The organism is Paenibacillus sp. J22R3 (assembly GCF_056269305.1).
In genome coordinates, this window is the sequence record NZ_JBWDNS010000010.1 from 31,935 (window position 1) to 44,103 (window position 12,169).

The 12,169-nt window shown below is 49.0% G+C and carries 12 protein-coding genes; 4 read left to right on the forward strand and 8 right to left on the reverse strand.

The window, feature by feature from the left end; translation table 11 throughout:
- The first annotated feature begins 96 nt into the window (after positions 1-96).
- Both AC0YN4_RS28930 and AC0YN4_RS28935 read left to right on the forward strand, forming a co-directional pair.
- A complete protein-coding gene (locus tag AC0YN4_RS28930; protein WP_475837401.1) occupies positions 97-1,653 on the forward strand; it encodes a response regulator transcription factor in 1,557 nt (518 codons plus the stop codon).
- Positions 1,650-3,467 carry a sensor histidine kinase gene (locus tag AC0YN4_RS28935; protein WP_475837402.1) on the forward strand — a complete coding sequence of 606 codons (1,818 nt, stop codon included), beginning with the start codon at positions 1,650-1,652 and terminating at the stop codon, positions 3,465-3,467. Before AC0YN4_RS28930 ends, AC0YN4_RS28935 begins: the two co-directional genes overlap by 4 nt.
- A 226-nt stretch (positions 3,468-3,693) precedes the next feature.
- Here the strand turns inward: AC0YN4_RS28935 and AC0YN4_RS28940 are convergent, their stop codons facing one another.
- The 8 genes from AC0YN4_RS28940 to AC0YN4_RS28975 all read right to left on the reverse strand — a co-directional run bounded on the left by AC0YN4_RS28940 (position 3,694) and on the right by AC0YN4_RS28975 (position 9,871).
- Positions 3,694-5,025, reverse strand: coding sequence for an ABC transporter permease (locus tag AC0YN4_RS28940; protein WP_475837403.1), 1,332 nt, complete (start codon positions 5,023-5,025; stop codon positions 3,694-3,696).
- On the reverse strand, positions 5,018-5,920 hold the full coding sequence (locus AC0YN4_RS28945; RefSeq protein ID WP_475784320.1) for an ABC transporter ATP-binding protein: 903 nt from the start codon (positions 5,918-5,920) through the stop codon (positions 5,018-5,020). Before AC0YN4_RS28945 ends, AC0YN4_RS28940 begins: the two co-directional genes overlap by 8 nt.
- 3 nt (positions 5,921-5,923) lie before the next feature.
- Positions 5,924-6,823, reverse strand: coding sequence for an ABC transporter ATP-binding protein (locus AC0YN4_RS28950; protein ID WP_475837404.1), 900 nt, complete (start codon positions 6,821-6,823; stop codon positions 5,924-5,926).
- The gene (locus AC0YN4_RS28955; protein WP_475784318.1) at positions 6,816-7,247 is read right to left on the reverse strand and encodes a GntR family transcriptional regulator; all 432 of its coding nucleotides are present in this window, start codon (positions 7,245-7,247) and stop codon (positions 6,816-6,818) included. Before AC0YN4_RS28955 ends, AC0YN4_RS28950 begins: the two co-directional genes overlap by 8 nt.
- 29 nt (positions 7,248-7,276) lie before the next feature.
- Complete coding sequence (locus AC0YN4_RS28960; protein WP_475784317.1) at positions 7,277-7,999, reverse strand: hypothetical protein; 723 nt, start codon at positions 7,997-7,999, stop codon at positions 7,277-7,279.
- 428 nt (positions 8,000-8,427) lie between these two features.
- A complete protein-coding gene (locus AC0YN4_RS28965; RefSeq protein ID WP_475837405.1) occupies positions 8,428-9,132 on the reverse strand; it encodes a M24 family metallopeptidase in 705 nt (234 codons plus the stop codon).
- A 27-nt stretch (positions 9,133-9,159) separates the two neighbouring features.
- On the reverse strand, positions 9,160-9,375 hold the full coding sequence (locus AC0YN4_RS28970; RefSeq protein WP_475784315.1) for a hypothetical protein: 216 nt from the start codon (positions 9,373-9,375) through the stop codon (positions 9,160-9,162).
- 133 nt (positions 9,376-9,508) lie between these two features.
- On the reverse strand, positions 9,509-9,871 hold the full coding sequence (locus tag AC0YN4_RS28975; RefSeq protein ID WP_475784314.1) for a hypothetical protein: 363 nt from the start codon (positions 9,869-9,871) through the stop codon (positions 9,509-9,511).
- A 108-nt stretch (positions 9,872-9,979) separates the two neighbouring features.
- On the opposite strand from AC0YN4_RS28975, the gene AC0YN4_RS28980 reads away from it, so the two are divergent.
- Complete coding sequence (locus AC0YN4_RS28980) at positions 9,980-11,590, forward strand: alpha-amylase family protein (protein ID WP_475784350.1); 1,611 nt, start codon at positions 9,980-9,982, stop codon at positions 11,588-11,590.
- 179 nt (positions 11,591-11,769) lie between these two features.
- On the forward strand, positions 11,770-12,132 hold the full coding sequence (locus AC0YN4_RS28985; RefSeq protein ID WP_475784313.1) for a hypothetical protein: 363 nt from the start codon (positions 11,770-11,772) through the stop codon (positions 12,130-12,132).
- The last annotated feature ends 37 nt before the right edge of the window (positions 12,133-12,169 follow it).

Genomic DNA, 12,169 nt, shown 5'->3' on the forward strand with positions numbered 1-12,169 from the left:
TTGTCAAAACTCTTAATCGAACTGTCAAAACTCTAGAGCCTTTTCACACGATCATCAATTGTGCTATCTTAGATGCTAACTGGAGGGACCTGTCACATGTATAACGTGCTGATCGTAGATGATGAACCGATCGTAGTCGAAGCATTGAGGAAATCGACCGTGTGGGATGATTTTGGCTTTGATGTAATTGGGGACGCTTACAACGGAATTGAAGCCCTTGAGTTGATGGAGAAACACCAAGTCCATCTTCTGATTACGGATGTTCGTATGCCGCAAATGGATGGAATCGAACTCATTCGCAGCATCCATCAGCGTGGATGGGACGTCAAGATTCTTATCCTAAGCGGTCATGACGATTTCTCATATGTAAAGCAGGCTGTCAAGCTTGGTGTCGAGAATTACATGCTGAAACCGCTGGATAAGAACGAATTCGTTGCAAGCATTTCAGCGATCGCCCTGAAGCTGCAGGATACCACGAACCGTCAGATCGGACTTGCCGAACAGTTGAATGCATTTCGCGAGAACATCCTGCTTCGATGGGTTTCAGGTTCTATCTCACGAGCCGAATTGCAAGAGAAATCACAAATCGCTCAAATCGAGCTGAATCTCGATTGTTTTCGCATTGCGTTAATTCGAGTTCTGAGCGGCGAAGATAACGCACAGAAGCACAAGGTTGCCTTAACGATCCGCGATCAACTGGCTCAATGGTTTAACCACGATACGCTGCGTTTGTCTTTCTGTGACTCTTCCTACGACGTGGTTGCCATTTTCTCTGAACCCACTGAAACAAGCGGCGGCGCTCCCCTTCTAGGCCAGCTAAAGCTATTTCTTTCCGAGATTAAAGCTCGAAATGACCTCCAAATCTTAATCACGATCGGGCAACGGACAACCGATCTGCTTGGCGCAGATCTCAGCTATCAGTCCGCCAAAGAGCTGCAAGGCTACAGTTTTCTATTGCCGCCGAACAGTCTGATCGATTCCGACGATGATATGAAGAACCACTCCGGACAAGAACAGATACCGAGCCTTCCTTACGAAACCATCAATAACCTAATTTTGGCCGGAAGGAAAGAAGAGTGTTTGGAATTGACGCGGGCCGCGTTAGGAGGTCTTCAAGACGCATCGCATCTCCCGCTTTCACAGCTCAAGAATGAGCTGCTTGAGCTGCTGTTTCAAATCGCCAACACCGTGAAAAAGTCAGTTGTTAATCCGCAGCATGTTCCAGATCAGTTCAAGCATCTTTACCTTCGATTCGAGTCCTCTACCCGATTCGATGATCTGGCTAAGCTTGTTTATGACACTGTTGCCCTCGCTTCGGATCTCTTCGGCGATAAGAGCGGCACTGGCAACGCGACGATAAAACCGATCTTGGACTATGTCTTGCAGCATTCAAACCAAGATTTATCGCTAAAGACGTTGTCCTATAAATTTAATATCAATGCGTCTTATTTGGGTCAACTGTTCCGGAAAGAAACCGGGATCTTGTTCAGCAGCTACCTGAACCATCTGCGAATCGAGAAGGCAAAGGAACTGCTATTGCAAACCGACATGAAAATGACGGACATAGCAGCCAAAGTCGGTTATTTGGAACCAAGCCATTTTTATAAAATTTTCAAAAAGGCGACCGGTGTGTCACCGGCAGAATTCAAATGAAAAAACGGATACGCATCAAGCTCTTTACCCGAATCCTGTTGCTCTATATTCTGGTTCTATCCGTTGCGCTCTATATTTTCACAGGGTACGTATCCAGAAACTCCTACGCATTGCTGAAGGAAGGACAAATCGGGATCCATCAGCAAATTATCGCAGCGCTGCAGAATACGATGAACGACCGTACGAAGACGATTAAAGACATCCTGCTCAAAATATACGATGACGAACAGTTATTTGCTTATATCATGAGTATGATGGACGTTACGGACCAGTCAGAAACTGTGCCCCTAGACTCCTATGAGAGAAAGAACATGGCTTACAAACTCGAAGACCTATTAAGCCTTGACCGTAACATTAACAACCTCATCTTCTATAACAGCCATTCACAGAGGGCCTATTTGTACATGTATGATTTGGACTATGCCTTCTTTGACCATACCGAAGCGATCCTGCAGAACATTCCCCGACTACGGGATTCTTCACAGGAGAGCTTTATTGTTCCTTCCCATCCTGGGAAATACGTGGCCTCCCAAGCATCCAAGAACTACTTTGACGTCGCCAGTAACTTTTACTACCCGAGCTCCAGCCTCTTTCTGGGTCGGTTCATTGTAGAATTCGGGATGGACGACCTGCAATATACCATCAACCAGTTTGGCAAAGACATGAAAGGCTATTTGCTTGTGCTAACGAAGGATGGGGAGGTTGTCTTCGATTCGTCAGCTGCCTTCTACGGGCGAAAATATCCCTACTTCGAACAGCTCCGCCAATCGTCGGATTCCGTGATGTTGGCCGAGGACAGCATGGTCAGAATGGCCAGCTCCGATAAAGACCCTTTTATTTATGCAGCCGTATTGCCCAAGTCAGCATTGAAGAAGCAGCTGAATATTTTTAACAACTCCACTTATATCGCCGCCATTATTCTGTTGCTCTTCATCTTCTCGGTTTATTTTCTTGTAACAAGCATAATATCCAAGCGGGTTAACCGCATCGTCAAAGCAATGAGCAAAACGGTTGAAAGCAATTTGGCTTACCGTATCCCTCTGAACAATAAAGATAATGAATTCGAACAAATCGCCGTCCATTTCAACAAAATGTGCGACAGCCTGCAGGACCATATTAATAAGTCTTACGTTTACGAGCTGCAGCAAAAAATCGCAGAAATGAAAATTCTCGAGAATCAGATCAATCCGCATTTCTTGTACAACTCCCTAGAAGCGATCCGAGCTAGACTAGAGATCGACGGGAATGACGAGGGCGGAGAGATGATTCATTCGCTCGCTGCTCTCTTCCGGGCATCGCTCAAAGCAGATTCGGTCGTCACCCTGGCTGAAGAAATCGACTTATGTAACATGTACCTCAAAATATTCAATGCGAGATATCAAAACTTCTTTCACTACGAGATCGAAGTCGAACCGTCGATTATGGGGTACGGCATCATTAAATTGATTCTCCAGCCGCTTATCGAGAACTATCTCATGCACGGCTTCGACCGTAAGCGTCAAAACAACCTGCTTACGATTCAGGGCTACAGAGATGAGAATGATCTGCGTATCACAATAGCCGACAACGGAAGCGGCATTGGACCGGATAAATTGAACGAAATCAGGCAGAAACTGATCCTCTCATCACAATCTGCCGAAAGAGGAAGCATAGGATTGTACAACGTTAACGAGCGGATCAAGCTGTTGTTTGGAGCAGCCTACGGATTGGAAATGGAGAGCTCCGAGCTCAAAGGAACGACGATTATCGTTCGAATCCCCTGCAGACAACCGCATGAGATCAAAGCGGCCCAGCTCGAGATTGGCAACGTTTAATTAGGCAAGGCAACACCAAGAAGGCCCTGTTAGTGTTCGAATGGAAAGAACTGCAACGACCTTTTCAATTATCCCGATGATGTAAAAAAGCCAGTTAGATCAATGGTTTGATCTAACTGGCTATAATATCTGGTCTCATTTAGAAGATTTAGTAATCCTCATTAAATATTGTATATAGTCTCAACTATAACCATTACTCGCATCATTAAATTACAATTTCACCAAATTACTTATAAGCGCGCATCGCCTTGCCGAGCTCCTTAAGCGACGGCTTCTTGCCATACATCAGCACACCGGCGCGGTAAATCTTCGCGGACAACCAGCCGAAGACAAGGATGGAAGCCAGCAGTGTCGCAATCGATATCCACACTTGCCACAGCGGCGGGTCGGACAAGCCGAGTCGTGAAACCATCGCGTAAGGCGCGAAGAACGGGATAAACGAACAGATCTTCATCAGCATCGAGCCCGGATTGTTCATGCCGCCGAAGATGCAGATATAGAAACCCGCGAGCGACAGCATCGTAATTGGCAATACCGCTTGACCGAGATCCTCGGTACGGCTGACGATAGAGCCGACGGCCGCGAACAGCGTCGCGAACAAGAAGTAACCCGTCAGGAAGAATACCAGTGAATACGTGAGCAGTACCGGATCGATGTCGCTCAGTGAAATGCCCAGATCGCCGAGCTTATCCGCGTTCTGTGGCAGCGTCATGTTGATCACGATCACGACAACATAAATCGCCATCTGCAGCAGGACGACTAAGAACATACCGAAGATTTTGCCGAACATGGCTTTCAGCGGCGAGACGCTCGTGATGAGAATCTCCATGACGCGGGAGCTCTTCTCGGCCGTAATTTCGCTTGCAATCATCTGGCCACTGATCATAATGGCCATGAACAGCATGATGATGATGACGTATACCGTTCCGAAATCCATCCCCTGCTGTGCCTTCGTTTTGCCTGAACCGATCGATCCTGCACCTTCCACTGTGGAGATCTGCACGGAATCAAGCTCAATCGGCTTCGTCAGGAGCGCCTTCACATCGTCGCTCAATCCGCCTCCGCCAATGACCGCTTCCATCTTAACCACCTGCAGCGCCGCGGACAACGATGACGACACCTTCGATTCCATCAAGCTCTCGGACTTATAGGTAATCGCTGGGAAACCGCTCTCCTTACCCGGCGAGAACTCAATATAGCCATGAATAACATCATCGGCCACAGCCTGCTTCAGCGCTTTCTCATTGGCTTCCGCCGAACCTGCATCCGCAATTGGAACCAGCTTCAGCTCAGGCTTCTCCTGTTTCCCGTAGTAGTTGTTAAGCATATCCGCAATTCGTGTGGTGGTGAATAACTCTGATTTCACCTTCTCGCTCGTGCTGTCCAAGTAACCAACCACAGTCGGTTTCCCTTCGCCGCTGAACTTATCGATCATGTAGGGTAAATTGATGACAATGCTCATGATGATTGCAATAATGAGTGTCGTAATCAGAAATGCTTTTCCGCGCACCTTATTCTTCGCCGTAAAGCCGACAACCGTCCAGAATCCGCTATTCATGGCTCTCACCTACCGTCTTAATAAAGATTTCATTGAGCGTCGGTTCCAAGATTTCAAAACGATTCACGCCGGTTTGCGCCATGGCCAGCTCCAATACAGGGCGGCCTGCTGTCTCATCAGTGATCAGCAGCTCATAGCCATACTCATGTCGTTTCACATTCATGACGCCGCCGATCGCTTCAAGACCGGTTACCTCGCCGTCCGTAGCCAGAATAATGCGCTCCCTGGGAAACTGCTTCTTAATGGCTTTCAGGTTGCCTTGCAGAACCGTATTCGATTTATGCAGGATCGTAATATTGCGGCACAGCTCCTCCACGTGCTCCATCCGGTGTGTCGAGAACAAGATACATGAACCGGCATCACGCAATTCCTTAACGGTCGACTTGAGCAGTTCCACGTTAACCGGATCCAGTCCGCTGAACGCCTCATCCATAATAACGATGCGCGGATGATGGATGACGGCAGCGATAAATTGGATCTTTTGCTGATTCCCCTTGGACAGCTCCTCGACCTTCTTGTTGTAGTACTCCGGCACGCCGAATCGATCCAGCCAGCGCTTCAAGTTCTGGTCGGCATCTCGCTTGGACATGCCGCGCAACTGTGCGAGATAGAGGATCTGATCAGACACCTTCACCTTCGGGTACAGACCGCGTTCCTCCGGCAAATAGCCGAGTCCCTTCAGCAGTTCTTTCCCATACGCTTTGCCATCATATCGAATGCTCCCGGAATCCGGATAAATAAGGCCGAGCACCATACGCATCGTTGTTGTTTTCCCTGCCCCGTTGGCGCCGAGCAATCCATAAATCTCACCTTGCGCAACTTCGAAGCTGATCCCATTAACAGCTGTTTTGTCCCCATATTGCTTAAAAACATGTTCAAGCTTCAACGCATTCATCTTCTAGAAAACTCCCCTCGCATGTTCGATATGATGCAGCAAAATCTCATCGAGCTCCAGCTTCTGTTTGCTGATTAATCCAAGCTTCTGTTCCATAAGCCATCGTTCTGCCTGCAGCGCATCCTCTGTTACCACTTTGTACGTCGTTGCGCCTGATAGGCTCGCACCGCGGTAACCGGGCATCTGCTTCCAATTGATATTGACTCCGGCGGCATCGATATACATCACCTGCCATGCGCTTAGCAAGCTATCCTTCTCATAGATCCCGAGCACCTTACCCTGCACCATGAACACAATATAGTCTGCCAGCCGCTTGACTTCGTCGACAATATGAGAAGCCATTAGAATAGTCCGATTGCCCTGCTCCATATAACGATGCAGCACATCGATCATGGTCTTCCAAGCGATCGGATCCAGACCCGAGGAAGGTTCATCAAGCAGCAGCAGCTCCGGATGATGCGCCATCGCGAGCGATAGATCGAATTTCCGCCGCATCCCCTTAGACATTTTGCCCAGCTTGATCGCTGGGTCTACCTCGAACCGGCGCAGCAGCTCCTGGTAGAGGTGAACATCCCACTTCGGGTACCACTGCCGGACGAAAGCCGCTTTCTGATTCCCGCGCAGTCCATCCTCCAGATCGACCGGTTGCTCCGGCACATAACCCATTCGCTCCTTCAGCTTCGTATCATTACCTGATCCGACAGTCTCGCCCAGCAGCTCAATTCGCCCATTATTCGGTTTGGCGAGGTCCAGCAGCAGTCGAAACAACGAGCTCTTCCCCGAGCCGTTAGGACCGACGATTGCCGTCACGAAGCCGCTCGGAATGACCAGATTGATAGGACCAAGCTCGAAATTCGGCCTGCGCTGCGTCATTCCGGTAATTTGAACAGCAGCTTCACTCATCCTTATCCGCCTCCCCGCCCTGATGGTATGCCGTGCTTCCTTCTCGCTTCCGGCGCAGCACGTCTTGCAGCATGTCAATCAATTCTTCATCGCTAAAATGTACCCGAAGTCCAGCTTCCACCGCCTGCTCCATCGCTTCCATGACCGCGGTTCGCCGCTGTCGATCCCTTGACTCCGTGTCTACCTTCGCGACAAAGGTTCCCGTTCCCTGCCGAGTGCGAAGCAGTCCTTCACTCTCTAAATCCTGATACACCCGCCGAACGGTTATGATGCTGCACTTGGTCAGGTGCGCCAATTCACGTATGGATGGAAGCAGCGTCCCTTCCGGCAATTGACCGCTGACAATGAATGCACGAAGCTGCACCTCGATCTGATGGTATAACGGCTCCGCACTATGTTCATTCAGCTGTATAGGAATCCACACCGTCCACACCTTCTCTCGCATTCATTACGCTATTCCAGCAAATTGCGTTTCGTATTTCGCTTCCGAATCAAAACGCCCATCAGTGCGGCCACCATGATTCCCATGAACACCGACAGAATCGGCCAAAGGATGGCATGATCACGTGACACCTCAATGGTGGTGAACATCAGATGCGTATCTGCCAGCCACAGCATTAAGCCGACTAAAGCGTAGAACAGCAGGTAACAGCAGCAGATGAGCATATAAATTTTCCCTTTTACGGTCTGTTCAAAGAAGATATAAGTGGACCCCGCCATCATTGCATAACCATACCAGATGAACGAGAAGATAACATACTCTCCGGGCGTCATCAGCTCACGAAGCTCATTTAATGCGACGTATTGTAAAGTAAAGAAATAAAGAGAAACGATGGTCAATACAACGATAAACTGCAGCAACCTTGCCAGGATGATCGTATTCCAGCTAATCGGCATTGTTCGCAGGTAAGCATTATTTCGCGTATACGGATCTCTTCCCCAGTATTGCACCATACTTCGGTTCATCAGGAAACCCATGGTCGGCAGAATGGACAAATAAACGAAATCATATCCCCACACTGAGCCGCCTGTATCTTTATGCAGAAGCAAATCGTTAAATATAGGCATCATTACAACAACCATGTAACTAACGAATACTATCGTAATCAGCAGTCCGATCCAAGAACGGCTCCCATCAAAACGAAGCAATCTCCATGCACCTTGCCAGCTCGTCATCCCCTGCTCGCCTCCGCTCTGTATACTGTATATATTCATATATACAGTATACTCAGTTGACAGTTCAGCTGTCAATCACAACCAGCTCCTACTCCTACTCCTACTCCCGCTCCAGCCCAGAATTCATCCGAATGTAATCAGAAGTGTTGCAGTTTCTGCAGCATTTCCGAGCAATATTGCTCTAATCTTGAGGAATGTTGCACAATAGGCAACATTCCTTGCTATTTCGGCCACCTAGAGGCCAAACTGCTTAGTATTGTTGCAGTTTCTGCAACAATTGCCCATCTACCGCTGCTATGAAGGTTAATATGTTGCAGTTTCTGCAACATTCGCGCCAGACTACCAGGGAGCAACCACCCCGTTGAATGCATTATTTTCTCCAATTGGTCCCATGAAATAACAAAGACGGCTTCAACAGCCGCCCAATCTCATAAGCAAGCAAGCTTGCCCTCGTCAAAATAATAGATATCTTCCCGCTTGAACCCATACTCGCCATTCTTCCGACTGATATGCGGCTCAAACGTAAACAGCGCCGCTTCACTGAGCTTCATCGTATTTCCCCGCTCGAAGTATCTTCGATCGTCCTTATGAAACACAATTGTATGGCCTACATTACCGGCAAAATCAAGATTTTCGTAGCTATGCTGGCGCAGAAGCTCATTGATATATTGATAGACTTGCTCAAACGTCCGGTCCGGCTTCACGTAGCTAATAAACGCATCATGTAGTGCGATCCCCATTTCGACGCCACCGGCAAAATCAATGTCGCTACCCCGTAACTCCTGTTCCTCTACCACCCTGCCATCACAGACGACAAAAGTTCGAGCATGATCACCCCAATACGCGTTCAGCTCCGGGCTGAGATCAACCGTTATAATATCATCGCGACCAACAACGCACGCCGTCGGTTCGTAGCCTCTCCCAGATTCGGAGATCAGCGTCCGCTTACCGACATGGACGAAGGCTCCGATCCCATAGTACCAGAAGCTAGCAATTCCCTTACTCCGCATGAAGCTCTCCGCTCTGTCCACGATGTCGCGCTCCGTTACACCTTCACGGATATAGGTCTGCAAATCATTCATCGTTGCTTTCGCAATCGATTGAACATGACGGTAATTGGATAAATAGTCCATACACATATGCAGGCTGACCTACTTTCATTACGATTTCTTCTTATACTTATATAAACCAATAATGCCAGCGACTAGTAGACCCACGGAATAAATGAGACGAAAAATCAGTACTCTTAGAACGGCAGCATCATCCGGCCCATTACCGACCGGACCAACCCGTGGCCTGTACACATCCCAATAGGCGAGTAGAGCTAAGCAAATCATGATAAATGCTGCAACAATTGCAAACACGTAACGCTTCAATAGACGTTCACTCCCCATCGCTAGTCAGATTACTCCATTATAGAAAACGATCCGTACACTTGTAAACAATTGGAAACGCAAAAAAAAACACCTTACCAGAGCATCATGCACGCTCTAACTTGGCGGTTGTAGCTTATTTAGGTCCAGGCTTCTCATTCATTTGATTCACGATTCGAACAATCTCCTCTTCTTCTCTCAACTTTGCGGCAATATCGTAGTAGATGTCGCTGAGCTGCGGCGGAGACTCCTCATGATGATAAACACCGGGGAAGCTGCCCAACTGCTCTTGCTTTGTTCTGCGAATGGGAGGAAGCTTGGCGACTTCACGTTTCAAAATAAAGCGAAGCAGCAGTGCCGATACGAGCATAACGGTACCCGACTTCCATGAATCCGTAAAGCCCAGCACCAGCATAGCGAACAGAATCGATGGATATATGAACAGCAGCGTAAAGAGGAGGATCAGTAGTTGTGTCAGGAGAGACTTAAAGGCTTCCATACCTACCACCCCCGCACCCGATGTTACTTATGTGTATGCCGGGAGGGGTTATCCGTATTAGAATAGATCTATAAATCGATTACATAAGGAGGCATTACTTTGACAGCTATGATTTTGTCAAACGAACCAAGCGCTATCGTCATCCGAACGGATGATAAGTGGCACACTCTTGCCCGCGCCGGGGCGGATAGATGGGAAGCATCCGGTCTGGCAATTACGATGAAACGCAGAGGGAACACAATCGCACTGGAATTGGAAGCGCCTACTGCAGCAGTTCGCACAATCAAACTGCGCTGGAACGAAGCACCTGCAGGAAATTTGCTCATACTCGGCGATCACTGGGAGCGCGGTTATGGGGACCTCGAATGGCGAGGCATCGTGCCGGAGCGCGTTATGCCTTGGTATTTCCTTGCCCATGATGGGCTGCGCACGGCCGGTTACGGTGTGAAAACAGGCGCAAACTCGCTCTGTTACTGGCAGCTCGATTCGGATGGACTAACATTCACGGCTGATGTTACAAGCGGGAATAGCGGCGTATTTCTAGGTGCGCGTACTCTCTCTGTAGCCGATATCATTTATGATCCGGGCACACTGGGTGAAACGCCTTTTGCAGCGGCAAGACGATTCTGCGCTATGATGTGTGACAAGCCTTTAATGCCGAAGCAGCCTGTATATGGCGGTAATAACTGGTATTATGCTTACGGGGAAAGCTCACATCGAGAGATTTTGGAGGATTCGCGGTTCATTTCTTCGTTGTCTTCGAATACGCTCAATCGTCCATATATGGTCATTGACGATGGCTGGCAGTCAGCCAAAGATAACGGAGGCACCTGTAATGGGGGGCCGTGGATCGGCAACAGTAAATTCCCGGACATGGAGCGACTTGCCGGTGAAATGAAAGAGATCGGCGTGAAGCCCGGCCTCTGGTTCCGCCCGCTCCTGACGACTGAGAACGTGCCTGCAGAATGGATTCGCTATAAGGAAGCATCAACCGGAAGCAGCGTGCTCGATCCTAGTATTCCGGATGTCTTGGCACATATTCGCGAATCGGTAGAACGAATGGTAGGCTACGGATTCGATATGCTGAAGCATGATTTTACGACGTACGACATGCTCGGACAATGGGGCTTCACAATGAAATCCAAGCCTCATGCACTGCCTTATGCGTTCCATGACCGTTCCAAGACAACCGCCGAAATTACGCTCGCTTTGTACCGGACCATTGCCGAAGCCTCCGGTCAGGCGGACATCATTGGCTGCAACACCTTCAGTCATCTCTCTGCAGGATTGTTCGAAATTCAGCGGACCGGCGACGATACAAGCGGACGCTGGTGGGAGCGGACTCGGTACATGGGCGTGAATACGATGGCTTTTCGAATGGCACAGCATGGTACCTTCTACAGCCACGACGCAGATTGCCTCGGCTTAACGAAGGATGTGCCTTGGGCGTACAACCGGGAATGGCTGCGCCTGCTTGCAGGCAGCGGCACGCCGCTGTTCGTATCGGCCGATCCGGCCATTGTCACGAAGGAGCAAGAGCTCGAACTGCGCGCCGCTTTCGAGCTGGCGGCTCAGCCGTTGCCTGTTGGCGAACCGCTGGACTGGCTGCGCACGACTTGTCCAAGCCGCTGGGTGCTGAACGGTGAAGAGACTTCGTTCCAATGGAACGAGGTTTCCGCGGAACTGCTGGATGAGAAGGATAATGGTTGGTGGGTGTAATTCACTCACACTCACTCATTCAGCTTTATATATAGGTGTTCATCGGAGGGGCGAATTCGCTCCTCTTTTTTATATGGATTTATCTGTTAAATAGATAGCCATCTATTAACCGAACCTGTCCTCCTTTCATATAGTAGTTAGTAGACTTTCAGATTCGTTAAGCAAGAGGAGGACGAGTTATGCCTATCTATGATTCAGAACCGATTTGGAACGGCCAGGTTCCACAAATCACCAGCCTTTCGATTTGTGTGTTCAGTACTGACCGAAAGCCTTCTACTGCAGCAATCCAAGTTTATCAAGTCGTGCCGTCCGGCACCGGAGCCGGTGAGAAAATCCCTTATGTCATGAAGCTGGTTTCGCTAAATCCGATCGGAGAACCGGGCTCCAGCTATACGCTGGACAATGTATATGCAGGGGTCAATGTCTTCGGCGTTCGTATTGAGACAAGCGGTATCGGAGGCAGCAGCGTTGCTTTTGCCGTTTCAGTCACCAGGGACCATGTTCACGTCGAGGATTATTTCCTCATTGGCAGATGTGAGTGAGAGATAGAGACTGTCCGGGACTGTCGGAACGGCAGGC